A 26,396-nucleotide genomic window follows, 5' to 3' on the forward strand; every position below is an offset into this window, starting at 1 on the left:
ATGGCGATGTGAGGAGTGTATCCATGGCCGAATGCAGAATCTCTGTTTGCATCTGCACGAGGAACAGGCCGGATGATCTCATTCAAGCGCTGCAATCGCTGATGCGGTCGGCGGCGCTGCCTTACGAGATCATCGTTTCCGACGACAGTACAGATATGCGTTCGCGCCATCTGGTCGAGGAAGGGTTCCCGTCCGTGAAGTATACGGCAGGACCTCGAAGAGGGCTGGCGGCTAATCGCAATCACGCGTTAAGTCATGTCACGGGCACGCATGTGCTGTTCATCGACGACGATGTCGTTGTCGACCGGGACTTTCTGAGGCTAACTACTCAAGCGCTGGAGGCATATGACAGCCTTGGCGGAGCCAAGTGGGTCGTGACGGGCATCGAGAACAAGCGGGGCAGCTTAATATATCCGCATGACCAAACCTTCTTGGGGTTCCAGTCTAAGGTATATGGCAGCGGCGATGCGATGAAGACCATCGTTATTAATAGCACCGTTTTCCCAGTGGAGTTATTTCGAGAGGTCGGCTTCGATGAGTTCCTCATCTATGGGTACGAAGAGGTGGACATTGCGACCCGGGCCGTCGCGAAGGGCTATCGAATCGCGCTGCTCGACAAGGCTGTCAATTACCACGATCCATCGGAGATCAACCGCGATTACTATAAGCCGCATATCGTCTCCTCGAGGCTGTACGTCACGTTCAAACGATACTTTTACACCGAGAAGAAATGGCTGAAGGCCGTTTCTTTTTTTGCGATCGGCATCTTCCACGCCATTCTTCACGGAGCGAAGACGGGCGGAGGGCGAGGAATTCGGGAATCGCTGCGCGGCGTTGCAAGCTCTATTCGATATATACGGGCCCATCGCAAACGATACGGGGCACGAGAGGGAGCGCTATGAACATACTATCGACAGGGATGGGTTGGATCGATCATACGCCTGGGGGGCTTAACCGATATTTCGCGGATTATTTGCACGCTATGTCGGCTTCGGGACATCGAATGACGGGATTCATGACCGCGTCGGGCGAACCGACCGGCGCGCCGGCATACGTGAGAGAAGTGCTAGAGGGTATAGGCGGCGGCACGCTCAGCAGGATGATGGCGTTTCGCACGCAAGTGCGCAAGGAGCTGGCAGAGGGGCGTTACGATGTGTTGAACCCTCATTTTGCCCTGTATGCTTCGCTTCTGCGCCGAAGCTTGATTCCCGTAGACGTGCCGATTGTCACGCATTTCCATGGTCCATGGGCGCAGGAATCCCGTTATCAGGAAGGCGGCAGCGACTGGAGCCAACGCATGAGATACCGAGTGAAGCGAGAGATCGAATCATTGTCCTACCGCCGTTCAGACCGCTTCATTGTGCTCAGCGAATACTTCAAGACGATATTGCGGGACGATTACGGCGTTGCAGGCGATCGCATTCATATCGTTCCAGGCGCGGTGGATACAGACAGTTTCCATCCCGCGAAGGATCGGGCATTCGTCCGTCACAAACTGGGGCTCCCAGCAGACAAGCTGGTATTGTTCTGCGCGAGAAGGCTCGTGCCGAGGATGGGAATCGACCGATTGATTCGGTCGATGGCGTTGGCGGCGGACCGTGCCGAACATGTCTCGCTCTACATCGCCGGGGACGGTCCGATGCGGGCTGAGCTTCAGCGCTTGACCGATGCGCTCGGTCTCCGCGGGTCCGTACGCTTGCTGGGGCGGGTGTCGAACGAAGAGTTGGTCGAATGGTACCAATCCGCCGACATCGCCGTCGTGCCGACGATCACGCTTGAGGGCTTTGGACTTGTCACTGTAGAGGCATTGGCGTGTGGAACGCCAGTGTTGGGAACGCCTGGCGGCGGAACGGTGGAGATCTTGTCCAAGCTGTCGGATGATCTGCTGTTCTCGAGCGGAGAGCCGGAGGCGATGGCGGATAAGATCGCTGCAGCGGCTGAAGGAACATTACGAGTGCCCGACCGGGAGCAATGCCGCCGGTTCGTGATGGAGAATTATACGTGGGAGCGGGTCGCGCGAACGGTAACCGGTATCTTCGAGCAGGCGATTCAGGAACGGAAGGGAAGGAGAACGGGATGAAGGTCGCCTTCTACAACCATACGAGCGTTGTCAGCGGAGCGGAGATCAGCCTGCTCCTGACGGCGAAGCACCTGAAGCAGGCAACGCCCATCGTGTTCGCGCCAGCTGGTGAACTGCTTGAGCGCGCGGCGGTGCTCGGCATAGAGGTCTCGCCGATCGCAAGCTACCGCGCGAAGCTGTCGAGTAATCCGCTGCGAATCGCGAAGGACATCATCGGCATGTTCGGGGCAGGGCTTCGGTTCGCGCTGGCGATACGCAACAGCGGCGTTGATCTGGTCCATGCCAATTCGCTGAGAGCCGGCATCATCGCGGCTTTGTTCCGCTGGCTTCACCGGCGGCCGGTCATCTGGCACGTGAGGGATATTCCTCCCGCGGGCGTGATTGGGCGGGGAATCCAGCGGCTGGCTGCGCGAAGAGTAGAGGCGATCCTCAATATTTCCAAGGCGGTCATGGACAAGTTCGATCATCGAATCTTAGGGAGTAAGCTTCATTTGGTTCCTAACGGAGTGGAACTCCCTCGTGACGACGAGCCCGCCGCCGAATCGCGCAGCCGCGAACATATTAGGCTGCAGCTTGATACGCCTGCTGACGCCAAGGCGATTGCGATTATCGGACAGATTGCCCCTTGGAAGAGGCAAGAGGACGCCATCCGAGCCGCCGGGGAGCTTGTCGCGCAAGGGCATGACGTCTATCTGTGGGTTGTAGGCGAAGCGAAATTCCGTGAAGAGAACGTCCGATATGGCCATTCGCTCGTTCGTTTGGCGGAGGAGCTTGGCCTGAGCGGCAGAGTCAGATTCGCGGGATTCCGCCAAGATGTCTCAGCCATCTGCCGAGCGGCAGACGCTCTCCTGCTATGCTCGGACAATGAGCCTTTCGGCCGCGTTCTGATCGAAGCGATGTCGCATTCGCTGCCGGTCGCGGCGACGAATGCGGGCGGCGTGCCCGAGATCGTGGAGGACGGCATTAGCGGACTGTTGTACCCGGTTGGGGACGTGAAGGCGCTGGCGACTTGCGTGACCAGGCTGCTGACGGACAAACCGCTTCGAGAACGATTGGTCACAACGGCGAAGAGGCGTGTCGGAAGCCAGTTCACCATTCAATCGACGGCGGAGCGAGTCGAAGCCGTCTACGGAACGATCTATCGCCCCGATCGATTGCGGAACGCGGAGCTGCGGGAGAGGAACTCTTATGAATCCTAACTTGCGAGTTGCCATCGTGCACGATTACTTGAACCAGATGGGCGGAGCGGAGCGAGTCGTGGCTGTGCTTCACCGCTTGTTCCCATCGGCGCCGATCTACACGACGATCGTTGACCGCGAGCGGCTGCTGGCCGAACTGCAGGATGCGGACATCCGCACGACTTGGATGCAGCGCATTCCAGGTATCCTGAAGCGATTCAAACAGTTCTTCTGGCTATATCCGCTAGCCGTCAGGTCCATCAATCTGAGTGATTACGACTTGGTGATCAGCTCTAGCAGCGCCTACGCGATTGGAGCGCCGGTTAAGACCGGAGCTGTGCACGTTTGCTATTGCCATACGCCGATGCGCTTCGCGTGGGATTTCTCAGCGTATATGGAGGGCATGCGGCTGCCGGCGCTGTTGAAGGGGCTGGCAAAGGGCTTGACGCTGCTGCTGCGGATCTGGGACAGAACTGTTGCAAGAGACGTCGATCTGCTCATCGCCAACTCGTCCGTCGTCCGGGAGCGTGTTCAAGCTTGTTACGGCAGAGAATCGAAGCTCGTCTATCCTCCGGTCGATGTGTCAAGGTTCTCCGTGAGCTCGCTTCCCTCAGAAGATTATTATTTGGTCGTCTCGCGGCTGGTGTCTTACAAGCGCATCGACCTAGCCGTGAAGGCTTGCTCCGAGCTCGGTGTTCCTCTGCTTGTCGTCGGGGACGGGCCGGACGGCGACAGGCTGCAGAGCTTCGCCGGCGGCACGGTGAAGTTCTTGGGGCGTCTGCCGGATGAGCAGGTCGTTCAATACATGCAGCGCTGTCGGGCGCTGCTATTTCCCGGTCTCGAGGACTTCGGGATTACGCCGCTCGAGGCGAATGCTTGCGGAAGACCCGTCATCGCTTACCGCGGAGGCGGTGCCTTGGACACGATCGTTCCTGGATTAAACGGTGTCTTCTTCGATCATCAGGATGCCGGGTCTCTCGCGGATACGCTTCGCGCGTTCGAAGGTTACAGCTGGGACCCGGAGGCGATCCGCGAGCACGCGATGCAGTACGACGGATCGGTGTTCGCCGAGTCGCTGCTCCGGTCCATTCGACAGGCACTGAGCAAGAAGGATGGGTTGGAAGCCGTGGATGCTGAATTGAAGCGGGAACGAGCCTACGAGGTGAAGCTATGAACATATGTATCGTGAACCATCGATTCATCAAAGGAGACGGGCAGGCGAGAGTCAATTACGAGATCGCCAAAGTAATGCTAGAGCAAGGATACCGCTTGACGCTCGTCGCGAGCGATGTGGCACCGGAGCTGCTCGATAACGCGTCGGCGAAGTGGATACCGATTGGGGTCAACGGATGGCCGTCGCAGTTCGTTAAGAATCAGATTTTTGCGTTAAAGAGCACCTTCTATCTAGCCCGTGCCCGGCGGCAATTCGATCTGATCCTTGTCAACGGCTTCATCACTTGGGCGCGTAGCGATATCAACGCCGTTCATTTCGTACACGGTTCCTGGCTGAAGTCGGCGGCTCACCCGTACCGGCAGAAGAAGAACGGCTTCGGCTTGTATCAGCTTCTGTTCACGTCCGTCAATGCGGCGCTGGAGAAGATCGCCTTCAGGAGAACGAAGCGATTGATCGCCGTCTCAGTGAAGGTGAAGGACGAGTTGGCTGGGTGGGGCTTCGACAAGAACGTCTGCGTCATCTCGAACGGAGTGGATCCGGACGAGTTCTATCCCCGAGAATCGAGTGGCGATGGAAGCTCCAGATTCGGATTGCCGGCAGATGTGCCAGTCGCGTTGTTCGCGGGAGACATTCGCTCTACGAGGAAGAACCTAGACACGGTGTTGAAGGCACTGAGAGACGTCGATGGACTTCATCTGGCAGTTGCGGGGGCGACGGAGGGAAGTCCGTTCCTTCACCTGGCAGAGCAACTTGGCGTAGGGGAGCGCGTTCATTTTCTCGGCTTCCGCAAAGACATACCGAATGTGATGAGACAGGCGGACTTCTTCGTATTCCCTTCCCGGTACGAGGCTTGCACATTGGCGGTTATTGAAGCACTGGCTTCGGGACTGCCGGTCATCACGACGTATCAGTCCGGCGTGTCAGAGATGGTAGTTGGAGGCGGCGAGGCTGGCATCGTCTTGGACGATGCTGAAGATGTCGATGGCCTCAAGCGTGCGATGAGAATACTGGCCGACGACAAGGATCTGAGGCGGCAATGGAGCGCGCGGGCAAGAGAGACGGCGCTTCAGCAGACTTGGGAATCGATGGCCCGTCGCTATATGGACTTGTGCGAAGAGACGTATCGGCTTAAGAGTGAGCGCATTTCCCGCGTGTTGGCATTCGCCACGCAAGGGAGCCATGGAGATGACGAGAACCGGCTAAGAGCGCTTCTATCCCGCGTTCCCGCTGACTTCTATCCGTTCTCCAAGCAGAGCAAGCATCGCAACCTGTGGCGTATCTTCCGTTACATTCGAAGGGAGCGTCCACCGCTCGTCGTCATGGAAGGAACGGGCCTCATGGGAGGGCTGGCGGTTCTTCTTGGGAGACTGATAGCAGGAGTGCCTTATGTGATCGGCAGCGGGGATGCGGTCGGCCCTTATATCGGCAGCAAGCACAAGCTTCTTGGCCCGATGTTCCACCTGTACGAGAAGGCGCTATATAAGAGAGCTGCCGGATTTATTGGCTGGACGCCCTATTTGGCCGGGCGCGCGCTCACCTACGGCACGAAGTATTCCATGACGGCGGCGGGCTGGGCTCCGTTCACGCTATCGGAGCAGGAGCGGCGCGATGCCAGGAGCAGCGTTAGACGGCGGTTTGGCATACCCGACGATCAGCTTGTCATTGGCATCGTCGGTTCGCTGAACTGGAATTCGCGAGCCGGCTACTGTTACGGCTACGAACTCGTTCAAGCTCTAAAGCTCGTGAATCGTTCCGATGTGGCGGTGCTCATCGTCGGCGACGGCAGCGGCAAGGCGAAGCTGGAGCAGTTGGCTGCGGGAGACGACCGAATTCGATTCACTGGACGTGTGGACCGCGCTGAGGTTCCGGCAATACTGTCAGCGATGGATCTGGCAAGCTTGCCGCAGAGCGTGGACAGCGTAGGCAGCTTCCGCTACACGACGAAGCTGAGCGAATATTTGGCCGCTTCGCTGCCGATCGTGACGGGGAGAATCCCGCTCTCGTACGATTTCGGCTCAAGCTGGCTGTACCGGCTGTCCGGCAGCAAGCCGTGGGAGAGCGGTTATATTCAGGCGATGGCCGGCTTCCTGAGCCGAGTCTCAATGGTAGACGTCCGAAGCAAATCCGCTGTCGTACCGAAGCAGCTGTCCGTGTTCGACAAGGAAGCGCAGATCGAGAACGTGACCGAGTTCATTCGCGATATTTTAGTAGAGGAAGGGCACCAATCAAAGGGCAAAGGGGATGTTCGTCCTGGACGGGAAGTCGCCTATTGATAGCGGCAAGAGGCTGGAATGGGCAGATATCGCAAAAGGAATCGCCATCATCCTTGTACTCGTGGCCCATACGCCGCTGGAATACGACCCGATTGGCATCTTCATTAATTCGTTCCATATGGCTCTGTTCTTCGCCATATCAGGCTTCTTCTATCGAACGGACGCTCATCCATCGTTTGCCGCCTTTCTGGCGAAGAAGGCGCGAACGCTCCTCATACCTTACGTCTCGTTCGCGACCGTCTCCTTTCTGTATTTCCTGCTTCGCTACCATTTCGGCGACTCCGCCTATTACGCTGATTTAAGCGTGATGCGGCAATTCTTCGGTATCTTCTACTCGGCGGGAATCCGAGAATGGATGGACTTTAACCTGCCGCTATGGTTCTTGACCTGTCTGTTCTCGGTGGAGGTGATTTACTATTGGATTGCTCGACTGGCAGGCAGCCGAGTTCTCATATTGTATACGCTGCTGACCTGTTCGCTGCTCGGATACCTGGACAGCGTCGTGAACCCGTATAAGCTGCCTTGGAGCCTCGATGTGGCGATGACCGCTGTCGTCTTCTTCGGTCTAGGCCATTTGTTTAAGAGCCTGATTGACTATCTTGTCTCGCTGCCTCTAGCAGCGAAAATCATAGGGGGACTGCTGTTTCTAGGATTAAACATCGCGTTCACCGTCCAAAGGGTCAATTTGAACATGAAGCTGCTTGGTCATTATATCGACTTTTATATGGCGGCGATTTGCGGTATTGTCTTGTGCCTGCTGCTGTCGAGCGCTATTCGTTCCAAGGCGCTTGCCTATCTCGGACGGAACGCTCTTATTATCATGGCGGGCCATTTGCCCTTATTCACTATTGTCAGCCGCCTGCTGGTTAAATTCGGCCCAATAACTAACACATACGCTTATGAGTTTACGAAGGTATTTGTCACTTTGCTGCTTCTGCTCCCGATTATCTATGTCATCAATCATTATTTTCCGTTCATTCTGGGGAGAAGCTTCCGCTTGAAAATTGAATCGAAAATATCCAAGGGGATGTTATCGTGAGTAAAGTGCTGGTAACGGGCGCAGGCGGGTACATTGGGAGTGTTCTTGTCCCGAAGCTTCTGGGGAAGGGGTATGAGGTCGTAGCGGTAGATCGTTATTTCTTCGGACAAGACAAGCTGCACGAGCACGAGAACTTGACGGTCGTGCAAGAGGATACGCGCAGGATGGGCGAACGTCTATTCGAAGACGTGGACGCTGTAATCGATTTGGTCGGGATCTCTAATGACCCTAGCGGGGAATTGTTCCAAGAGGCAACCTATCAAATCAATTATTTATCCAGAGTGAATACCGCGAGGTTGGCTCGCAAGGCAGGGGTGGCTCAATACATTCTACCGTCCTCATGCAGCGTGTATGGCTTTCAAGATCCGACAATCGCTATTGACGAATTATCGCCGACGAATCCGCTCACGACATATGCGAGAGCGAACGAGAAAGCCGAGCAGGAGATCCTTTCTCTTGCAAGCCCCGAGTTTACCGTTACCGTACTTAGGCAAGCGACCGTATTCGGATATTCCCCGAGAATGCGATTCGATCTGGTGTTAAACTCCATGACGCTTGCTTACTGGGAGAAAGGTGTATTCACGATCAACCGCGACGGTCTGCAATGGAGACCGTTCGTCCATGTTCAGGATACGGCGGATGTAATGTGTCTGCTGTTGACGACTGACCCCGAGCTCATTAACGGACAAGTCTTTAATGTAGGGTCGAATGAGAATAATTATCAAATGCTTGGATTGGCTAAGGCAATTGCCACTGCCCTGGGAACGGATCTGAAGATCGAATGGTATGGAGAGCCTGATCATCGCTCCTATCGGGTTAACTTCGACAAACTGAGATGTGCATTGAATTGGAAACCGGCACGCACGGTCGCCGACGGGGTTCTTGAAATCTACGATGCGCTCGTCACGGGTACGATATCGAAGCAGGATCAGACAGTGACGCTGAAGTGGTATCAGGAAATGATGAGATGGCATCGCATTATTAAGCAGTACGAGATGTATGGCGGCATCCTGAATATTACCTGATTACCGAGAATGAGGAGTGTGCCGAATGAAGGTTCACAAGGAGAGATTCGTCCAACTAGATGCACTGCGAGGATTGGCTGCGTTGACCGTCTTATTCTACCATATGGCGATCGTGCCGTCGTTCCTTAGCCCGATTGCCGGACAGTTATTCTCTCACACCTATTCTCCGTTCGGCATGCTCGTCAATGGTGCGGCTGCTGTCGTCCTATTTTTTGTACTGAGCGGCTTTGTACTCTCCCTTCCGCTATTGGAAGGCAAGGCACAGCCTTACGGTCCGTACTTGATCCGGCGTTTCTTCCGAATCTATGTCCCATACGTCGTGTCTGTATTCATAGCGCTAATTTGCATGAAGAGTTCACCATTGCTAGGCACTGATCTTTTGACGGATGTCTTTAACGGCGAGTGGTCGGGCACGATTGGTTCGGATATTTTACTAGAACATGTCTATGCGATTGTTGATGTTCATACGTATACATTAAACGGCGTATACTGGTCGCTCATACACGAGATGCGAATCTCGATTATTTTTCCTTTTGTTGTTCTCCTTCTCATGAGAGTTCGCTGGCCGATCGTTCTGCTGATTTGTCTGGTACTCTTCAGCCTCGGGGTTCTAAATAATACGTTTGATTTTGAAAAGTCCAATGGTCAAATGTCGGCTTATACCTACAGTGTACATTTCTTAGCCTATTTTCTCTATGGCATGCTGCTCGCCAAGTACCGGAGGGAGATTGTCCATTGGTTCCGCGGATTGCGAAAGTCTCTCAAATATGGTCTGCTAGCGCTGTCTTATCTATTCTACAATTGTGCGTTCGCGTTCATCGCCGTATTGAATAAACTCGGCATCGACGTTCCTTTCGACATGCTGCTGCGCAAACAGATCTATGCTGTCGGCGTTGCGGGGTTTATGATTGTCGCCTTAGCCTCCACGCGTGCAGCCAAGCTGCTCACGGCCAGAGTACCGGTGTTCTTAGGCAACATCTCTTATAGTCTGTATCTCTATCATTTGGTTGTGATGTTCACTCTCATCAATCTTCTTCATGGAAAAGTACCGTTGCCGATTCTAATGCTGCTAACCCTCATCCTGTCGCTAGTCGTCGCATATGCTTCATGGGCACTCGTCGAGAAGCCTTCCATGGCGCTAGGTCGAAGGCTCGCTCTTATAGTGATGGCAGTCCGTTCATCTCCCCCGGAACATCGACACAAGGAATCGGTAACGCTCGCAAGCCGGCCTAATCCGAAGAAAATCCTATGAAACCGACCTTTCGCTCCCCCTCGACAAAAATAGAACCTCATGTCAGGTTATGAGCCCGATATTGCGACAGGTTCTTTGGACCTAGCTATGTATAATAGAAAAAGTTAAGTTTTGAAAAGTATGTCAATTTCAAATTCAAGAATAAGGAGTTTGTGTGCCCGGGATGAAAGCCGAGGAGTTAGTAGGGATTGGGATGGAGATGGAGTTAATGGATAGTAGAGATGCAACGGAGAAGGTTTGCATTGATGTTCGAGCCATCTTAGAACAACTCGGTTTAGATTCCCAGAAGTGGCACGAAGTTGCGAGCCAAGCTGCAGTAGAAGAATAACGGAAGACGGAAGCGAACTTGCCTGCATACATATGTGAAAATGCCCAAAAAACGACCCCCTGGCGGCCAACCGACAGGGGGTCGCGGTCATGTTTGAGGGGTATCCATCAAGCGCTCCGCCCTCACGAATGCAATGAAGCGCTTGGCTTCATCCGGACTCAGCTTGCGTCCATCAACCGACAAGTCGAATCGCTCCAGAATCTCTTGATCCGACAGCTCCAACTGGTCGACGAAGTCCCGGACCTTCGGGTCGAGCGTAATCTCGGGCCGATTCGTTCTGCCGAATAAATAATCGATCGATACATGGAAGACATCCGCTAACTTAATTAAGGTGTCAAAATCAGGCTGCCGCCGATTCTTCTCATAATGCGACAGCGCCGCGCGAGAGATGCCGAGAGAGGAGGCCAGCTGCTCCTGCGTGAGTGATCTGGCGTCCCGGAGTTCCGCAATTCGATCCCCAATGTTCATTCGTATTAACTCCCCCCTGACTATAATTCCATCATAATACGATTTGTTTCGGAATTCTTCAAGTGAGACAAAATGTCACACAATAAAACGCTTACTCGAAAAAACACGCTTGACATGATACTAAATGTATCTTAAAGTAAGGTTCATGATGGTTACAATACGTAGCATTTAACAACAGTATAGCCGCCAAGACCCACATGTATACCTCCAACTTTACTGAACGGAGGAGGCTAATGACTAGCGAATTGATGCCATCCGGCTGTAATCGCCGGGAGCATGTTCGGCTTCAGCTTGTAGGCGGTGTTCGGGCGCTCATTCGGATCGTCAGGATCAACGGCATGTCGATTCGAACCCATGCAGGGGCGCTGCTGCTGCTCAATATCAGCCCTGGCGGATGCGGGTTCCGCACGCCGTTGCTGTTCCCCGTCACCTCGAGAATATGGCTCGAGATGGAATGGGATACCGGAGAGGATCGCCTGCAATTGATCGGCCAGATCGTGTGGAGGAAGCCGGAAGAGGCCGCATACCGATACGGCATGCGATTCCTGCCGCTGTCCGAAGCGCAACGGCTCAGGCTGCATGGCGAACTGAACAAGCTGGTTCTCAAGCTCACGCCGGGCCAGTCCAGAATTCACATTCTGTATCGGTCCATGAGCGACGCGAAGTCCAGAATGTATCACTCGATGGATGGCTGCCGCGTATGATCGGGCATTCCTCTTCTTAAGATCGGCTCGTGCCGAAGGTAATGTCTGCCGCACCTTTATCACTGCAGGCACTCGGCCATGCCGTGGGCGCGACCATGCGCCTTAGACGTCAATCGTCGCTGGTATGGCGTGAGGTGGGGTTGAATGCCCCGACAAGCTTTATCTTTGAATAAGGGGAAATTCGGGATGAATATGCCTGTCAAAGAGTTAGAGATGCAGACGCCTTGGAAGACAGATACCCAAGTGCTGGTTCAGTCGAAGCTGTCGCGACAAGAGCGCACGGATTTAGGCAAACGGGCCTTCGACGTGCTGGTATCGCTCCTCGCGATGATTATCGCATCTCCAATCATGCTGATCGTCGCTATTCTAATCAAGTTAGAAGATCCGCGAGGGCCGGTCTTCTTCGGCCAGGTTCGGGTCGGCAAGGACGGTTATCCGTTCCGCATGTTCAAATTCCGCTCTATGGTTACCGATGCAGAGGAGAGGCTTGAGCAGCTGCTCGAGAAGAACGAGATGATAGGCGCTATGTTCAAAATGAAGGAAGATCCTCGCGTTACCCGCATCGGACGATGGATTCGCAAGACAAGCATTGACGAACTCCCGCAGCTGTGGAATGTCTTCCGCGGCCAGATGAGCATGGTCGGTCCCCGGCCCTCGCTCCCTCGCGAAGTGCTGCAATACAGCGATCGAGACTTCCAACGCCTGACGGTTACCCCGGGTTGTACCGGCCTGTGGCAAGTAAGCGGCCGGAACCGGCTGTCGTTCCACGAGATGATCGAATTGGATTTGCAATATATCCGGCATCAAAGCCTCTGGCTGGATTGTCGCATCATCTGGCGGACAGTCTGGCAGATTGTTCGGCCGAAGGGCGCTTATTAGGAAATCCACTGTTGGATTGGATCCAATGTGACAATTTAGATGCGATAACCGAGATGAATCAGTCATGCCCTCATTAATGACGTATTCTCATCAGAAAGTCGAGGCGATCCCGTGCAAATCGTGCTTCTCTCCGGCGGCTCGGGCAGACGATTATGGCCGCTGTCCAACGACCTAAGGTCCAAACAATTCCTGCCGCTGATCAAGAACCCGGAAGGCATCACGGAGTCCATGGTGCAGCGTGTCTGGAGACAGCTTGAGGAAGCCGGCTTCGGCGAAGGGCGATACATAGCGACCGGCAAACCCCAGACGGAGCTGATCCTGCACCAACTTGGGACGGAAGCTCCGATCATCGAAGAGCCCGAGCGAAGAGACACGTTCCCGGCGATCGCGCTGGCGGCTGTATATCTATATTCCGTTGTTGGGGTATCCGTCGATGAAGTCATTACGATCATGCCGGTCGACCCATACGTGAGCGCCGGCTTCTTCGAGACGATGAAGAGGCTTGAAGAGGCGCTTCGCCGAACGGATGCGGAACTTGCTTTAATGGGGGTCGTTCCAACCGAGCCCTCCGAGCATCTCGGATACATCGTTCCGGACGCAGACTCTCCCTCGAGTCCGATGAATGAATACGATGTGAAGTGCTTCAAAGAGAAGCCCCGCACAGAAGAAGCGGCAGCCTTGATCGATCAAGGAGCGCTTTGGAATTGCGGGGTTTTTGCATTTAAACTGGGCCGGATCATCGACAGATTAATCGACATGAATCTGCCCATCCAGTACGAGGAGATGAGCAAGCAGTACAAGCGGCTTCCGAAGATTAGCTTCGATTATGCGATCGTCGAGAAGCTGGACCGGATCGTCGTCGTTCCTTATGAAGGTGAATGGAGAGACCTGGGGACTTGGGAGTCGCTGACCCAAGAGATGGACAATGCAGTGTCGGGCAAAGGCTTCATTACGGACGATTGCCATAACACGCATCTCATTAATGAACTGGAGATTCCGATCGCGGTCATCGGGCTTGCCAATGCGGTCGTAGCGGCTAGTCCGGACGGCATTCTAGTCTCCGACAAGCCGGCTAGTTCGCGCGTCAAAGACTTGTCCGCCCATTGGCTGCAGCGGCCGATGTTCGAGGAGCGAAGGTGGGGTTCCTACAAGATCGTCGATTTCCTCCAATATCCGAATGGCACGGAGGTGTTGACCAAGCGGATACTCGTGAAGGCCGGCAAGAACTTAAGCTACCAATATCACCGGATGCGAACGGAAGTCTGGACGATCATCGCGGGAGAAGGGGAAGTGGTGATCAATGCGGACTATCGGACGGTGAGCGCCGGCGATGTCATCTCTATCCCTGGCGGCACGAGGCATTCGATTCGCGCGGTGACGGACATCGAGTTCATCGAGATTCAGCATGGCAGCGAGCTGGCAGAAGAGGACGTCGTCCGAATCTACCGCCATTGGAGCGAGATTATTAGTCTAGCCAAACAAATTCAGGAGTTGGGATAGATGAGATTAGCGGTTATCGGTACCGGGTATGTAGGCCTCGTATCAGGCGTGTGCTTCGCCGAGCTCGGCCATGAAGTCGTCTGCGTCGACTTGGACGCGGAGAAGATTGACAAGCTGCGCCGTAGGGAGGTTCCCTTCTATGAGCCGGGTCTCAAGGAGCTGATCGAAGTCAACTCGGCTGCAGAGAGGCTAACGTTCACCACGGACCTAACGGCAGCTGTGCAGCGATCGGACATCGTCATTCTCGCAGTAGGAACCCCATCGCTTCCGAGCGGGGAAGCCAATCTAAGCTACATCAAGAAGGCTGCGGAAGAGATCGGTCGCGCCTTGAATGGCTACAAGATCGTCGTGACGAAGAGCACCGTCCCCGTGGGAACGAATGAGGCGGTCAGCCGAATCATCGCCCAGCATGCCAGCTATTCGTTCGACATCGCATCCGTTCCTGAATTTCTACGGGAAGGCACGGCGATTCGCGATACGATGGCTCCGGACCGAATCGTGATCGGCACGCTGAGCGACCGCGTCAGGCAGACGCTCACCGAGCTTCATGCGCCGCTGACCGCCAATATTCTAATAACGGATATTCGGAGCGCGGAGATGATCAAATACGCCTCGAACGCCTTCCTCGCCACCAAGATCTCCTTCATTAACGAAATCTCGAATATATGCGAGAAGGTAGGCGCCGACATCACCCGGGTAGCCGAAGGGATGGGCTATGACAAGCGAATCGGGTCCTCCTTCCTCCAGGCGGGGATCGGATACGGCGGCTCCTGCTTCCCGAAGGACACCCAAGCGCTCATTCAGCTCGCCGGTAACGTTCAGCATGATTTCAAGCTGCTCAAGTCCGTCGTCGAGGTCAATCGCGAGCAGCGAATGAAGGTCATTATCAAGCTGGAACAATTGCTAGGAGAACTGCAAGGCCGGACGATCGCCGTGTGGGGGCTGAGCTTCAAGCCGAATACGGACGATGTTCGCGAGGCTCCCTCGCTCGATATTATCGGCGAGCTAATCGTCCGCGGTGCGATCGTGAGAGCGTATGACCCGATCGCCGCCGATAACTTCCGCCGGATGATCGGCACCGATGCGGTTGCCTATTGCGGCAGTGCGATAGAGGCGGCTGAAGGCGCCGACGCGATCTGCCTGCTGACGGAGTGGCCCGAGTTCAAGGAACTCGATCTTAGGCAGGCTGGGGCTGCGATGAAGAGCCGCGTGATGATCGACGGGCGGAACGTCTACACGCAGGAACAGCTCGAATCGGCTGGCTATCAATCCTATTCGGTTGGGAGAGCCGCCCACACGCAATATGAAGCAAACCTCGAACAAGATACGAACCGTATTGACTTGATACATATCGTATCCTAGAATAGATCATAAAAGCGAGGTGATCGAATATGAGATCGTATGTTAAGCCCGAGATCATCCTTCATCAGAAGGTTGTCTTCGAGACTTTCACCAATCCGTCCGGCGGCCATGGAGGCGGCGGATGGCCTCCCGGCGGAGGCGGAGGCGGAGGAGGCGGCGGGTGGCCTCCCGGCGGAGGCGGCAACTGGGGCTGGCCCTGGTGGCCTTGGTGGCCTTGGGGCAAGAAGTAATGGACGGCAGACGGGTATAAACCGGTTGTCCATAGACCTGAAGCGTACAAGCTTCGCTAGCCTGAGGGAGAGAAAGAGCTTATCTTTCTTTCCCTCTCTCTTTATAAGGAGGACTTCCCGTGTTCGAGCATTGGCAGCGGATCGGCAGCCATCTCATACGATTCCGGATCGATGGCGAAGAGGCCGAGCGGATGGTCGAGCTTACGATCGGCGATCATTGGCTATCTATAGAGCATGGATTAGAGCCGGATTACGAAGTCGCGGTCGCCGGCGGATTCGGCGCGCCATATGAAGGTGTTGATCCGGTGCGATTCGAGCCCAGCGCGGACGGCGCAACGGTCACGGTCCGCACGGATTATCGAATCGAGTCAAGCGCGGACGGCCGGCGGACGTCGATTCGGTTCCATGACTATTTCGGATTACGCACGGCGCTCTTGAATTGGTACAGCCGAGTGCTTGAACAGCACGGCTGGGGCGTCATCATCCATTCGTCCTGCGTCGTACACGACGACATGGCTTACCTATTCGCCGGCTTGTCCGGCGCTGGGAAGACGACGATCGCCGGCATGTCGAGGCCTCGCCCGCTGCTGGCGGATGAGACCTCGATCGTAGAGATTGCGCGCGATGGCGGCGTACTCGTACACGATTCACCGTTCCGGAACGACTTCCGGGAGCATACCGCGGCGGGGCCGTATCCGCTTCGAGGTATCTACTTGATCAAGCAATCCCTAGATATTCGCAGCCGGCAGATCAGCCGAAGTGAAGCTCTATTGAACCTATTAAACAAGATCGTGCATTGGCAGAAGGATCCGTTGGAGACGCAGCGACTTATTCAGCGTTGCAAGACGCTGGTGGAGCGGGTTCCGGCGTACGAGCTGTATTTTCAGAAAAATGATTTGTTCTGGGAGGCCATATCATGACCTATCGGCGGCATCAGGCGGTGGAGGTGCTCGAGATAGACGGAGAGACGATCCTTCTGAATCAGGAGACATTGGCCGTTACCAAGCTGAACGAGACCGGCGGCCGAATTTGGGAGCTGCTGTCTGAGAATAGGACGCTCGAGCAAGTGGCGGAGAGGATCTGCGGCGAATTCGATGGCGCCGAAGCTCACCGCATTCGAGAAGATGTCGCCCTCTTCCTCGATCAGATGATAGAGATCGGGCTGATTCATCGTGCGGGATGAGCTGCTTCGAACGTTCAGCGCCTTGATGGAACGACGGGGAGAGGTTATTCTTCCGGCATCCGGATTCAGCATGTATCCCTATATCCTTCCCGGAGATGAGTGCCGGTTCATCCCCCTTCAGCGTCCATTGGCGATTGGAGAGATCGGGCTCGTCGTCAGCAGCGAAGGCTTGCTCTACTCCCACCGGCTTCATACCGTCGAGTACAAAGGCGGGGAGGACTGGTTCCAATTCCGCGGAGACGGCAGCCCCCATTATGACGTTCCCGTGACTGGCGCCCATATTATCGGCGTGCTGGCCGAATTGAAGCGCCGGGGCAAGACGATCGAGGAGCGCGCGGCTGGACGGCGCCTGTGGTCCCGTCTCGTCGTGCGAATCCCGCGCGCACTGAAGCTGTTCGCCTACCTCTCACGGCGGATCTCGTCCGGCGGGCGAAGCGGCTTCACGGAAGGGAGCGGCGCGTGATGGCTGCGAAGATGGAATCGCGGCTAACGGCGTACGGCACAGCGGCGCGGCTGCGAGAGAAGGCCGGCTTGACCGACGTTCTGGCGCAGTGGAGCACCCCCCTATCCGAGACCGGCGTCAGCGAACCGCGGACGCTCGTGCTGCGCAAGCATTCGCTGGACGTCCAAGGGCCGAATGGCGAGCTGCTGCGGAGCATTCCCCGCAGCTTGTCGTCCGGCGCGGCTGTTCGGGAGACCGGAGGCGGCGCTTGGCTAGAGCTGAGCCTGACCGACGGGACCAAGATACGGCTTGCGATGGCGCTGCTGTCCGGCATCCGAGAGTTGACGGCTATCGCCGAACGGATCGGCCAGTGGGCGAAGGAGGCTTCGGATTCGGATGGAGAGTCAGCGAATGGCTCCGCAGAGCCAGCCTCGGATGCGGGTCAAGCGGAAGCGGGAGCAGCCCGTCCTGCCGGGCGGAGTCTGCGGACAGCCATGTCCAAGCGGCTTCGAGTGCTGTCCGGATTGCTGCGCTACGCGGCTCCGTATCGCAAGCCGCTTATGCTCTCCGGGGCCGCGCTGCTCATCGGCGTCGGCTTAGAGGCGCTGCCTCCCTATCTTATGAAGCTGATGATCGACGGCGGCGTCTTGGGTTCATCTCAGGCGCGGTTCGCCGGCCTGATCGGCATGCTGCTGGCTGTATACGTGCTTCAGGCGGCCTTCCAAGTATTGCGCAGCTCGATCAGCATTCGCATCGGCAACCGAATGATCAGCCGTATACGCGAGGATATGTTCGACAAGCTGATGCGGCTGTCCGTCCGCTACTATGAGCATCGAGCGTCGGCGCCCTTCATCGGGCGCATTCAATATGACACCTCTTCGGTGCAGTCGTTCCTGAGCGAAGGACTTCCGCAGCTGCTCGCCCAGCTCGTCATGACGGGGACGGTGTTCGCCGTCCTGCTGCTGATCGATTGGCGGTTGACGCTGTGGGTGCTCTGCGCCGTTCCGCTGTGCGGATTGGCCGCCGCTCTGCTATGGCCGAAGATGCGTTCCTTGATGAATCGCACCTGGAATGTCCAGTTCTTGCTGCAGAAGTACATAGGCGATGCGCTGCAAGGCGTGCGAGTGATCAAAGCGTTCCATCGCGAGGAGGAAGAGAAGGCCCGGTTCGGCTATTGGAACGAATCCGCTGTCGCTCGGGTGATCGAGCAGCAGCGGTGGTCGCAATGGCTGCAGCCGGGCTTCAATCTGGCGGTATCGGGCGGCATCGCACTCGTCTGGCTTGTTATCGGCCGGCAGGTCATTCGCGGCACCGCCAGCTTAGGCACACTGGTCGCGTTCACGACTTACCTGTCGATGTTTATCGGCCAGCTTCGCTGGAATTTAAGCTTGGTCGGCCAGGCGAACACATCGATCGCTTCGGCGGACCGGATCTTCGAGCTGCTGAACACCCAAGAGGAGCTGCCGGAGCCGGCGAAGCCGGTGCCGCTCGCGGATGCGAGAGGCGAGATCGCGGTCGATCGCGTCTCGTTCGGCTACGAGAAGGGGCGAAGCGTACTCGAGGACTTCTCGCTCCGCATTCGCCCGGGAGAGAAGATCGGCATTACCGGGCGGTCGGGAGCGGGCAAGTCGACGCTGCTGCAGCTGCTCGGCAGATTCTACGATCCGGACGGCGGCAGCATCCGGATCGACGGGATCGATCTGCGCACCTTGGCGACCGCTGATCTGCGCCGGCATATCGGCATCGTGTTCCAGGAGACATTCCTGTTCGACGGCACGATCGCGCAGAATATCGCATACGGCCGATCCGGCGCATCGCCGATGGAGATCATGGAAGCGGCCCGCTTGGCCCGCGCGCATACGTTCATCGAGCGGCTCCCGTACGGCTACGATACGCTGGTCGGCGAACGCGGCGTGCGGCTGTCCGGCGGCGAGAAGCAGCGGATCGCCATCGCCCGCGCGCTTCTGCTTAATCCGCCGATTCTGCTGTTAGACGAGGCGACCTCCTCCGTCGATATGGAGACGGAGCGGGACATACAATCGGCGCTCGAGACGCTAAGCGAAGGCCGAACGACAATCGCGATCGCGCATCGGCTGTCGACGCTGCGCAACGCGGACCGGATCATCGTGCTGGACCGCGGAACGATCGTCGAGAGCGGCACGCATGACGAATTGCGCGCGCGGAACGGGTTGTACCGGCAGCTGCTTGAAGCGCGCGAAGAAGCAAGAGAGTTAGAGGAGGCCGTTCCATGAGTGCGATGAGCGGGATGAGCGGGACGGGAGAGCGAATCTGGATCGATCCGGCGCGGATTCGGTTCCGCCAAGAAGAAGGCGGGCTGCTGGCGGCCAGCTGGGACGGACGGAACGGAACCGTTGCGGCCAGACTGCTTTTTCCCATCACACACACGGATTCTGCGATCTGGATCGGCGAGCCGACAGGCGAGGAATGGGGCGTTCTCTTGTCGCTGGACGGGATGGAGTCCGCCAGCCGGGCGGTGCTGGAGGGCGAATTGAGGCTGAGTCCCTATCTGCCTCGCATTAAGCGGATAACGGCGCTGCGGCGCCAGCTCGGACAATTCCATTGGGAGGTCGCGACAGACCGCGGACCCTTCGCTTTCCAGACGGGACCGCTGTACGAAGCCGTCACGGCGATGCCGGGCGGCCAGCGAATCGTGACCGATGCTTGCGGGCAGCGGTTCCTTCTTCCGGAGGAGCGGAGAATGAACGGCAGAACCGGGAGGCGGCTGGCCAAGTGGCTGTGAGCAGGGAGGATCGGGGCAGGGCAAGCTGTATTTTCGACGAAGGAGGGCTTGATTTGGAACCACCCAGACGCTTCTACTGCCTGGCCTGCTCGGAGGTGCTGGAGACCGATCGCGTGCACGCGCTGTTCAAGACAGGATTCTACCGATCGGAGATTCCGTTGGGCATTTGTTCGGTATGCTCTGGTTTAAATTTTGTTAAAAAAGCCGGATTGGCTGCCATCGACTGGTATAATAGGTCCGATATCCAATAAGGTTACCGGAGGGGAGCACATGTCTCAAGCACCAGTCGCGCGACTGCAGGAAGTAACCAAACGCATCGGCAGCCGCACGATTATCGATCGCTTGTCTCTGGAAGTCAATCCGGGGGAAGTATTCGGATTTCTGGGGCCGAACGGGTCGGGGAAGACGACGACGATTCGCATGATGGTCGGATTGATGGCCATGACATCGGGAGATATCGAGATTGGCGGACACAGCGTCCGCAAGGAATATCCGCTGGCCGCGTCGCAGGTTGGCGCCATTGTCGAGAACCCGGAGATGTACAAGTATCTGACCGGGTATCAGAACCTCGTGCATTTCGCCCGGATGAACCCGGGAGTCGACCGCAAGCGCATCGATGAAGTGGTCGAATTGGTCGGGCTGGAGGGCCGGATTCACGACAAGGTCAAGAAATATTCGCTCGGCATGCGGCAGCGTCTCGGCGTCGCACAGGCCGTTATGCACCGTCCGAAGCTGCTCATTCTGGACGAGCCTACGAACGGCCTGGACCCGGCCGGCATCCGCGAGCTGCGCGACTATCTGCGCCAGCTGGCCCAGGCCGAAGGCACATCCGTGTTCGTCTCCAGCCATCTGCTGTCGGAGATGGAGCTGATGTGCGACCGCGTGGCGATCATCCAGACCGGCAAGCTGATCGACATCCGCTCCATTCGCGGTGCCGCAGCAAGCGAGCATCAGCAGACGGAAGCGCGGGAAGTGCTGTTCGAGGTTGACCATACGGATGCGGCGTTAGGCGTTCTGCAAGGGCAAGGCGGCGTCCGCATCGCGGATGGCCAGCTCGCCTTGACGGCAGCCCGCGAAGAGATTGCGGAGACGAACCGGCGGCTTGTTCAAGCGGGCATCCGCGTTTACGGCATCCGGACGAAGACGAAGTCTCTCGAAGACCAATTCCTCGAAGTAACGGGGGGTGAGTCCGTTGACTAACTTCTGGAATCTCGTGCAGAACGAGAATATGAAGATCTATCTGCGATTGCGCACGTGGATCATGCTCGGCATCATCGTGTTGATTCCCATCTTGCTGACGGTCGGCTTAACGCTTGTGACGGACGATAGCGACGGGAATATGTGGGAACTGATGGGGACAGAGACGATCATCGTGTTCTCGCTTATTACGATTTTCACTGTTGTCATCTCAGCTGAGTCGGTAGCGGGCGAATTCTCCGCCGGCACGATCAAGCTGCTGCTTATCCGTCCATGGAGCCGCTCGTCGATCTTGGCGTCTAAGTACGTCGCGCTGCTTCTGTTCTCTATTCTGCAATCGATCGTTTGCTTCGCGGTCACTTGGGCGATCAATGCGCTCGTCTTAGGCTACACGTCCGACCCTGGCGGCATCATTCCGGAGAGTTCTCCGATGGAGGGGCATTCCATCTGGGCATATATGGGCGTGCACTATCTGTACGAGTGGCTGCAATTGGTCATGGTCGTCTCCTTCGCCTTCATGCTCTCATCCGCCTTCCGCAGCTCCGGGCTCGCCATTGGCTTGTCCATCTTCCTGCTGTTCGCGGGCGGCACGATTACGGGATTGCTCACTCTGACCGACAAGGCATGGGTCAAGTACATCCTGTTCGCGAACCTGGACCTGACGTCATATTTGGACGGCCGCAGTCCGTTGCCGAATATGGACATGACGCTAGGATTCTCGCTGATCATGCTGGCGGTGTACTTCATCATCTTCAACGCCGTTTCCTGGACCGTATTCCGCAAACGTGACGTTGCCGCGTAACACGACTCCCTTCAGCAGTCTCCGCTATGCGCGGAACTTAGACGCCCTTCCGGCCGCCGGCCGTGGAGGGCGTCTTCTCGCGTATCCGCCGCACAACGCTCCCCCGCCGGTGCGCCGCGTATGATGCACCCCTCTTACGTCCAAGCTACTGGAAGTGGAAGCCGGCCGCCCGTTCGCGAGCGATGTTCGCGGAGCCGCTCGCCGGCCGGCCAGCCGAATGGGGGGCGACAACATGCTGTGGATCGCTCTAATCTTGCTTATCTTTGTCTTCCAGGCGGCGACCATCCTGCTCTTGGAGCACCGCCGCCCGGCGCACGCGGTGGCGTGGCTGCTCATACTGTTCGCGGTGCCGATCGTCGGCTTCGCGCTATATTATTTTCTCGCTCGCGAGTACCGCCGCAGACGGCGGGCGAGGCGGGGCGGGAGCACCGATGCGCGGATCCGCTCGGAGCTGCTCCGGCGCAGCCGGCTGATCGAGGGGCCGGATACTATGGGCAATCCCGAGTTTGCGGAGCAGGAGAAGCTGTTCCGGCTGCTGCGCAAATCGGGGGCGGCTCCGGTCACGGGCTGCAACCGCACGAAGGTGCTGACGAACGCGGATGCCGCGTATGCGGAGATGATGGAAGCCATCCGCGGGGCGCGGCACCATATTCACTTTGCCTCCTATATTATTCGTGACGATGAGACGGGCCAAGCTTTCAGTGAGGCGCTCATCGCCAAAGCACGCCAAGGCGTGCAGGTGCGCCTTATTTACGACGGAATCGGCAGCTACAGGCTGCGCAGCTCGTATTATCGGCCATTGCAGGCTGCAGGGGTTCAGGTGGCGTGCTTCTTCCCGCTGCGCCCATCCTTCATGAACAAGCGAATGAACTATCGGAATCATCGGAAGATCCTCGTGGCAGACGGATTCAAAGGGTTCGTCGGCGGCATCAACGTCGGGGATGAATATCTCGGCAAGCACCCGCGTCTCGGCTTCTGGCGGGACACCCACCTTCTGATTGAAGGGGACGCCGTATACGGCCTGCAGGAGGTATTCCTCAAAGATTGGGAGCTCGCCACCGGAGGCAAGCGGCCGTGCTCGCAAGTACTGGACCACTGGCTGCCCGAACACCAATGCACGGGCTGCGAGCGGGTGCAGATCGTCGCCGGCGGTCCGGACCGCAAAGCGGACACCATTCACGAGACGCTGTTCGCCGCGATCTCGGCCGGCAAGCGGCGAATTTGGCTGACAACGCCATACTTCATTCCGAGCCCGGCCGTGGCGATGGCGCTCAGAACCGCCGCACTAGCCGGACTCGACGTGCGCCTTATCATCCCGATGATTCCCGACACCCATTTCGTACATGCCGCGACGCTCTCTTATATGGAGGACATGATGAGCGCCGGCGTGCGCGTCTGGCAATACGAACGCGGCTTCATCCATGCCAAGGTGCTCATCGTGGACGACCTGCTCGCCAGCGTCGGCACCGCCAATCTCGACCTGCGCAGCTTCTTCAGCAACTTCGAGACGAACGCCTTTCTGTTCCATCCGGAGACGATCGCGCGGCTCGAGCAAGACTTCCTACAGGACATGGCGTATAGCCGGGAGATGAACCTCACCATCTTCCGCAGCCGTCCGCGCTCCCGCAAGCTAGGCGAATCGCTGGCCCGCATGCTGGCGCCGCTTCTGTAGGGGGAGCGAAAGCGGGGAATGACGGGTGAAAGAGCTTGGCTTGGGAGGGTGGCAAGCTGATGCGGGGCTGCTTTTAAGTGCTGCCTCTGGCGGAATAGTTTAGGCGACTGGCGAGAGTGCTGGTGTAAGCGGCAGTTGCGGTTGGTCAGTAAATGGCTAGTGCAACCGGCATTTGAAGTTTGCTGGTGTTGGAGCAACTGGCGCAAAGAGTGGAATCGTTCTAGGAGGAACGAATGTGTTCGCCTTTTGTCCCTGGATTCCAACCTCGCCAGGGGTTATCTAATCATAGGAATCCAGGGACGAACAGCGACCGGAAGAACGATTGCCACTACAAAGCGCCCACTATAGCACCGTTAATCAGAATCACAGCCGAGCAATCGTCCCCAGCACGCCGCGCAGCGGCTGCTTCGGCAGCTGGCTGATCAGCTCGCCCTTCGCACGCAGCCGCTCTTCGATGTTCAGCAGGTTGAAGTCCGTCGGCTTCGGGTCCCGGCGCACTTCGTCCCAGGAGAGCGGAGTCGACACCGGCGCTCCCGGACGCGCTCGCGTTGTATAAGGCGCAGCCAGCGTACGCCCCGGATAAAACTGCAAATAATCCAAATAAATAAGCGTACCGCGATTCTTCTTCAGCCGCTCGACCGTGAACAGCTTCGGGTGCTTGGCGGCCAGATATTCGCTGACGAACTTGCCGAAGGCGCGCAGCTCGTCGTAGGTCGGGCCCCGTTCGATCGGCATGACGATCTGAACGCCGGTGGCGCCGGACGTCTTCGGCACGGCGGATAGCCCGAGCGACGTCAGCAAGTCGCCGACGATCGCGGCCGCCTCCATGATTCGAGGCTCCACTTCGAGCGACGGATCGATGTCGAGAATCCACCGGTCGGGCAGCGGGTCGCCGATACGCTCGCAGGAGACGTGGTACTCGAGGCTGTACAGGCTGCCCAACCACAGAAGCGTCGGCAGAGAGTCGAGCACGACGTAGTTGATCCCGTTCTCTTCGGCGGTGCGGACGTAGTCCGGCTTGGGCTGAGGGCAGTTTTTCTGATAGAAGGACGTTCCGCCCTCGATTCCTTCCGGATACCGAATCGTCGTGAGATAGCGCCCCTCGCAGTGCGGCAGCATATAAGGCGAGAGCGCCGCCAGCTTCTGCACGTAGTCGAGCTTCGTAATGCCCATATCGGGCCAGAGCAGCTTATCGGGATGGGTGATGCGCAGCTCTTCGCTGCCAAGCCGGATGATCGTCTGCGTCGCGGTGACCATGGGGGTTCCTCCTCGTTAAGATGCCGCATTCCTCTCTTCATAAGCTTCCCCAATCTTCGGTGGAAAAGGTGGCTAGGCAACCGTGAATCTGACACCCCTCGTCCCGTTCGAACCTATTGTGTGCGATCGCGGGCCGGACGGCGGCAACTGGATCGCGCAGATCAAATGGGACGGCGTCCGGATGCTCGCTTATCACGACGGCAAGGAGACGCGGCTCATCAACCGCAAGCGCAATGACCGCACGATGCAGTACCCGGAATTCCAACGGACGCAGGACTACTGCTCGGCGTCCTCCTTCATCCTCGACGGGGAGATGATCGCGTTCGATGCGAACAAGCCGTCCTTCCATGAGGTGATGCGGCGCGACGGTCTGCGCAGAAGCGGCAGCATCGAGACGGCGGTGCGGACGATTCCGGTCGTTTATATGATTTTCGACATTCTGTATCTCGATGGGCAGTGGGTGATGGATCGGCCGCTGACGGACCGACAGCGGCTGCTGGAGCAGGCGGTGCTCCCCGGCTCGCATGCGCAGTTGACCGCGAACTTCCCGGACGGAGATGCTCTCTTCGCGGCGATGAAGGAGCGGGGGATGGAGGGCGTCGTCTACAAGGACTTGACCAGCCTCTACACGCCGGATGCGAAGGACGGCCGATGGCGCAAGCGCAAAATCACCCGTGACCTCTACGCAGTCGTCGGAGGCGTGACGTACCGGGACGGCACGGTGAACGCGCTGCTGCTCGGCCTCTATGCACCTTCTGGGCAGCTGCACTACATCGGACACGCCGGTACGGGCAAGCTGTCTCACGCCGAGTGGGGCGAGCTGACCCGGACGGTGGCGGGGCTGCGTGCTGCGGCGAGCCCGTTCGCGAATGTGCCGTCGCGGAATCGCGACGCGGTGTGGGTGGAGCCTAGGCTGGTGGTCAAGGTGAACTACCTCGAATGGACGGAAGGAGGCACGATGCGCCAGCCCAGCATTCAGGCGGTGACGGAAGCGGTGGCTTCGGCAGACTGCGGGATGGACCAAGTCTAGAATGGGCGCCGTCGTTGCCGTTGCGATTATCTCAATGCATGTTGAGATAATCGGCACGCCGTCATGCGTTAGCTGAAACATGTAGCGGTATTCCGGAATATGCTAGCAGGGATAAAGCATATTACGATGGCTGGAGGGAACGCCGTTCATGGAATGGCCGTCCGCGTGGTCTTCGCTCGTCTCGTTGTTCCTCGTGTTCTGGATCGGGTCTGCTTGGTTCGCCGCCATGCATCCGCGCGTCTTCCGCCGCTGCCTGCGTGCGTTCGGCCTGGCCGACCGCTCAGGCGAAGCCGAGCTGCCGCCTGCGCTCGTGCGCTGGATCGCCCTCGCCTACGCCGCCGCCGGCGTGCTCATGCTGAGGCTTCCGGGTTTGTGGTAGCGAGGGGCAGCTGTAACCGGTCGCAGCCGGGTTACAGCGCGCCTCCGCACGCGTGCGGCTGCTGTAACCGGTCGCAGCCGGGTTACAGCGCGCCCCCGCGCGCGTGCAGGAGCTGTAACCGGTCGCAGCCGGGTTACAGCGCGCCCCCGCACGCGTGCGGTAGCTGTAACCGGTCGCAGCC

27 protein-coding genes are annotated in these 26,396 nt (G+C 57.5%); 25 read left to right on the forward strand and 2 right to left on the reverse strand.

Annotation, left to right across the window (positions count from 1 at the left end; all coding sequences use genetic code 11):
* Nucleotides 1-23: 23 nt before the first annotated feature.
* From H4Q31_RS05790 to H4Q31_RS05830, 9 genes are all read left to right on the forward strand, one after another.
* Nucleotides 24-902, forward strand: a complete 879-nt coding sequence (locus H4Q31_RS05790; protein WP_185178130.1) for a glycosyltransferase family 2 protein — start codon at nucleotides 24-26, stop codon at nucleotides 900-902.
* A complete protein-coding gene (locus tag H4Q31_RS05795) occupies nucleotides 899-2,080 on the forward strand; it encodes a glycosyltransferase family 4 protein (protein WP_185178131.1) in 1,182 nt (393 codons plus the stop codon). The genes H4Q31_RS05790 and H4Q31_RS05795 overlap by 4 nt, the downstream gene beginning before the upstream one ends.
* Nucleotides 2,002-3,279 carry a glycosyltransferase family 4 protein gene (locus tag H4Q31_RS05800; protein ID WP_185178132.1) on the forward strand — a complete coding sequence of 426 codons (1,278 nt, stop codon included), beginning with the start codon at nucleotides 2,002-2,004 and terminating at the stop codon, nucleotides 3,277-3,279. The genes H4Q31_RS05795 and H4Q31_RS05800 overlap by 79 nt, the downstream gene beginning before the upstream one ends.
* A complete protein-coding gene (locus H4Q31_RS05805; RefSeq protein ID WP_185178133.1) occupies nucleotides 3,269-4,432 on the forward strand; it encodes a glycosyltransferase in 1,164 nt (387 codons plus the stop codon). Before H4Q31_RS05800 ends, H4Q31_RS05805 begins: the two co-directional genes overlap by 11 nt.
* Complete coding sequence (locus H4Q31_RS05810) at nucleotides 4,429-6,705, forward strand: glycosyltransferase family 4 protein (protein WP_185178134.1); 2,277 nt, start codon at nucleotides 4,429-4,431, stop codon at nucleotides 6,703-6,705. The genes H4Q31_RS05805 and H4Q31_RS05810 overlap by 4 nt, the downstream gene beginning before the upstream one ends.
* The gene (locus H4Q31_RS05815; RefSeq protein WP_185178135.1) at nucleotides 6,674-7,744 is read left to right on the forward strand and encodes an acyltransferase family protein; all 1,071 of its coding nucleotides are present in this window, start codon (nucleotides 6,674-6,676) and stop codon (nucleotides 7,742-7,744) included. Before H4Q31_RS05810 ends, H4Q31_RS05815 begins: the two co-directional genes overlap by 32 nt.
* Entirely contained in the window at nucleotides 7,741-8,769 is a 1,029-nt protein-coding gene (locus H4Q31_RS05820; RefSeq protein WP_185178136.1) for an NAD-dependent epimerase/dehydratase family protein, read from the forward strand. The genes H4Q31_RS05815 and H4Q31_RS05820 overlap by 4 nt, the downstream gene beginning before the upstream one ends.
* 25 nt (nucleotides 8,770-8,794) lie before the next feature.
* The gene (locus H4Q31_RS05825) at nucleotides 8,795-10,021 is read left to right on the forward strand and encodes an acyltransferase family protein (RefSeq protein ID WP_185178137.1); all 1,227 of its coding nucleotides are present in this window, start codon (nucleotides 8,795-8,797) and stop codon (nucleotides 10,019-10,021) included.
* Nucleotides 10,022-10,184: 163 nt separating this feature from the next.
* Nucleotides 10,185-10,349, forward strand: coding sequence for a hypothetical protein (locus H4Q31_RS05830; RefSeq protein ID WP_185178138.1), 165 nt, complete (start codon nucleotides 10,185-10,187; stop codon nucleotides 10,347-10,349).
* An 87-nt stretch (nucleotides 10,350-10,436) separates the two neighbouring features.
* On the opposite strand, the gene H4Q31_RS05835 is transcribed toward H4Q31_RS05830, so the two are convergent.
* A complete protein-coding gene (locus H4Q31_RS05835; protein ID WP_185178139.1) occupies nucleotides 10,437-10,817 on the reverse strand; it encodes a helix-turn-helix domain-containing protein in 381 nt (126 codons plus the stop codon).
* Between the two features lie 233 nt (nucleotides 10,818-11,050).
* Here H4Q31_RS05835 and H4Q31_RS05840 point away from each other — a divergent pair, with 233 nt between their 5' ends.
* From H4Q31_RS05840 to cls, 14 genes are all read left to right on the forward strand, one after another.
* On the forward strand, nucleotides 11,051-11,521 hold the full coding sequence (locus H4Q31_RS05840; protein WP_185178140.1) for a PilZ domain-containing protein: 471 nt from the start codon (nucleotides 11,051-11,053) through the stop codon (nucleotides 11,519-11,521).
* Between the two features lie 192 nt (nucleotides 11,522-11,713).
* Nucleotides 11,714-12,400, forward strand: a complete 687-nt coding sequence (locus H4Q31_RS05845; protein ID WP_376698219.1) for a sugar transferase — start codon at nucleotides 11,714-11,716, stop codon at nucleotides 12,398-12,400.
* 111 nt (nucleotides 12,401-12,511) lie between these two features.
* Entirely contained in the window at nucleotides 12,512-13,900 is a 1,389-nt protein-coding gene (locus H4Q31_RS05850; RefSeq protein ID WP_185178142.1) for a sugar phosphate nucleotidyltransferase, read from the forward strand.
* A complete protein-coding gene (locus H4Q31_RS05855) occupies nucleotides 13,901-15,262 on the forward strand; it encodes a UDP-glucose dehydrogenase family protein (RefSeq protein ID WP_185178143.1) in 1,362 nt (453 codons plus the stop codon).
* 29 nt (nucleotides 15,263-15,291) lie between these two features.
* Complete coding sequence (locus tag H4Q31_RS05860) at nucleotides 15,292-15,492, forward strand: hypothetical protein (protein WP_185178144.1); 201 nt, start codon at nucleotides 15,292-15,294, stop codon at nucleotides 15,490-15,492.
* Nucleotides 15,493-15,611: 119 nt separating this feature from the next.
* On the forward strand, nucleotides 15,612-16,412 hold the full coding sequence (locus tag H4Q31_RS05865) for a hypothetical protein (RefSeq protein WP_185178145.1): 801 nt from the start codon (nucleotides 15,612-15,614) through the stop codon (nucleotides 16,410-16,412).
* Entirely contained in the window at nucleotides 16,409-16,675 is a 267-nt protein-coding gene (locus H4Q31_RS05870) for a PqqD family protein (protein ID WP_185178146.1), read from the forward strand. The genes H4Q31_RS05865 and H4Q31_RS05870 overlap by 4 nt, the downstream gene beginning before the upstream one ends.
* Nucleotides 16,665-17,138, forward strand: coding sequence for a S24/S26 family peptidase (locus H4Q31_RS05875; RefSeq protein ID WP_185178147.1), 474 nt, complete (start codon nucleotides 16,665-16,667; stop codon nucleotides 17,136-17,138). The genes H4Q31_RS05870 and H4Q31_RS05875 overlap by 11 nt, the downstream gene beginning before the upstream one ends.
* Nucleotides 17,138-19,369 (forward strand): ABC transporter ATP-binding protein, encoded by a 2,232-nt coding sequence (locus tag H4Q31_RS05880; protein ID WP_185178148.1) that lies wholly within the window; start codon nucleotides 17,138-17,140, stop codon nucleotides 19,367-19,369. The genes H4Q31_RS05875 and H4Q31_RS05880 overlap by 1 nt, the downstream gene beginning before the upstream one ends.
* Nucleotides 19,366-19,878, forward strand: a complete 513-nt coding sequence (locus tag H4Q31_RS05885) for a DUF1854 domain-containing protein (RefSeq protein WP_185178149.1) — start codon at nucleotides 19,366-19,368, stop codon at nucleotides 19,876-19,878. Before H4Q31_RS05880 ends, H4Q31_RS05885 begins: the two co-directional genes overlap by 4 nt.
* A gap of 53 nt (nucleotides 19,879-19,931) precedes the next feature.
* Entirely contained in the window at nucleotides 19,932-20,129 is a 198-nt protein-coding gene (locus H4Q31_RS05890; protein WP_185178150.1) for a hypothetical protein, read from the forward strand.
* 19 nt (nucleotides 20,130-20,148) lie between these two features.
* Nucleotides 20,149-21,078, forward strand: a complete 930-nt coding sequence (locus tag H4Q31_RS05895; RefSeq protein ID WP_185178151.1) for an ABC transporter ATP-binding protein — start codon at nucleotides 20,149-20,151, stop codon at nucleotides 21,076-21,078.
* On the forward strand, nucleotides 21,062-21,877 hold the full coding sequence (locus H4Q31_RS05900; protein ID WP_311771693.1) for an ABC transporter permease: 816 nt from the start codon (nucleotides 21,062-21,064) through the stop codon (nucleotides 21,875-21,877). Before H4Q31_RS05895 ends, H4Q31_RS05900 begins: the two co-directional genes overlap by 17 nt.
* Before the next feature lie 232 nt (nucleotides 21,878-22,109).
* Nucleotides 22,110-23,549, forward strand: coding sequence for a cardiolipin synthase (cls, locus tag H4Q31_RS05905; protein WP_185178153.1), 1,440 nt, complete (start codon nucleotides 22,110-22,112; stop codon nucleotides 23,547-23,549).
* Between the two features lie 363 nt (nucleotides 23,550-23,912).
* Here the strand turns inward: cls and ligD are convergent, their stop codons facing one another.
* Nucleotides 23,913-24,806: a non-homologous end-joining DNA ligase gene (ligD, locus tag H4Q31_RS05910; protein ID WP_185178154.1), complete on the reverse strand. Its 894-nt coding sequence runs from the start codon at nucleotides 24,804-24,806 to the stop codon at nucleotides 23,913-23,915.
* A gap of 82 nt (nucleotides 24,807-24,888) precedes the next feature.
* Between ligD and H4Q31_RS05915 the strand changes: the two genes are divergently transcribed.
* Both H4Q31_RS05915 and H4Q31_RS05920 read left to right on the forward strand, forming a co-directional pair.
* Nucleotides 24,889-25,836: an ATP-dependent DNA ligase gene (locus H4Q31_RS05915; RefSeq protein WP_185178155.1), complete on the forward strand. Its 948-nt coding sequence runs from the start codon at nucleotides 24,889-24,891 to the stop codon at nucleotides 25,834-25,836.
* 148 nt (nucleotides 25,837-25,984) lie between these two features.
* A complete protein-coding gene (locus tag H4Q31_RS05920; RefSeq protein ID WP_185178156.1) occupies nucleotides 25,985-26,215 on the forward strand; it encodes a hypothetical protein in 231 nt (76 codons plus the stop codon).
* Nucleotides 26,216-26,396 lie beyond the last annotated feature (181 nt).

This window comes from Cohnella lubricantis, from assembly GCF_014212015.1.
GTDB classification, from domain to species: domain Bacteria; phylum Bacillota; class Bacilli; order Paenibacillales; family Paenibacillaceae; genus Cohnella; species Cohnella lubricantis.

Excerpts from the sequence above, each read along its gene's own strand:
- H4Q31_RS05790 (WP_185178130.1), top strand. The coding sequence starts at position 24 with ATGGCCGAATGCAGAATCTCTGTTTGCATCTGCACGAGGAACAGGCCG.
- H4Q31_RS05845 (WP_376698219.1), top strand. The coding sequence starts at position 11,714 with ATGCCTGTCAAAGAGTTAGAGATGCAGACGCCTTGGAAGACAGATACC.
- H4Q31_RS05805 (WP_185178133.1), top strand. The coding sequence starts at position 3,269 with ATGAATCCTAACTTGCGAGTTGCCATCGTGCACGATTACTTGAACCAG.
- H4Q31_RS05870 (WP_185178146.1), top strand. The coding sequence starts at position 16,409 with ATGACCTATCGGCGGCATCAGGCGGTGGAGGTGCTCGAGATAGACGGA.
- H4Q31_RS05835 (WP_185178139.1), bottom strand. The coding sequence starts at position 10,817 with ATGAACATTGGGGATCGAATTGCGGAACTCCGGGACGCCAGATCACTC.
- H4Q31_RS05815 (WP_185178135.1), top strand. The coding sequence starts at position 6,674 with ATGTTCGTCCTGGACGGGAAGTCGCCTATTGATAGCGGCAAGAGGCTG.
- H4Q31_RS05860 (WP_185178144.1), top strand. The coding sequence starts at position 15,292 with ATGAGATCGTATGTTAAGCCCGAGATCATCCTTCATCAGAAGGTTGTC.
- H4Q31_RS05880 (WP_185178148.1), top strand. The coding sequence starts at position 17,138 with ATGGCTGCGAAGATGGAATCGCGGCTAACGGCGTACGGCACAGCGGCG.
- cls (WP_185178153.1), top strand. The coding sequence starts at position 22,110 with ATGCTGTGGATCGCTCTAATCTTGCTTATCTTTGTCTTCCAGGCGGCG.
- H4Q31_RS05885 (WP_185178149.1), top strand. The coding sequence starts at position 19,366 with ATGAGTGCGATGAGCGGGATGAGCGGGACGGGAGAGCGAATCTGGATC.
- H4Q31_RS05920 (WP_185178156.1), top strand. The coding sequence starts at position 25,985 with ATGGAATGGCCGTCCGCGTGGTCTTCGCTCGTCTCGTTGTTCCTCGTG.
- H4Q31_RS05855 (WP_185178143.1), top strand. The coding sequence starts at position 13,901 with ATGAGATTAGCGGTTATCGGTACCGGGTATGTAGGCCTCGTATCAGGC.
- H4Q31_RS05895 (WP_185178151.1), top strand. The coding sequence starts at position 20,149 with ATGTCTCAAGCACCAGTCGCGCGACTGCAGGAAGTAACCAAACGCATC.
- H4Q31_RS05795 (WP_185178131.1), top strand. The coding sequence starts at position 899 with ATGAACATACTATCGACAGGGATGGGTTGGATCGATCATACGCCTGGG.
- H4Q31_RS05810 (WP_185178134.1), top strand. The coding sequence starts at position 4,429 with ATGAACATATGTATCGTGAACCATCGATTCATCAAAGGAGACGGGCAG.
- H4Q31_RS05840 (WP_185178140.1), top strand. The coding sequence starts at position 11,051 with ATGACTAGCGAATTGATGCCATCCGGCTGTAATCGCCGGGAGCATGTT.
- H4Q31_RS05825 (WP_185178137.1), top strand. The coding sequence starts at position 8,795 with ATGAAGGTTCACAAGGAGAGATTCGTCCAACTAGATGCACTGCGAGGA.
- H4Q31_RS05830 (WP_185178138.1), top strand. The coding sequence starts at position 10,185 with ATGAAAGCCGAGGAGTTAGTAGGGATTGGGATGGAGATGGAGTTAATG.
- ligD (WP_185178154.1), bottom strand. The coding sequence starts at position 24,806 with ATGGTCACCGCGACGCAGACGATCATCCGGCTTGGCAGCGAAGAGCTG.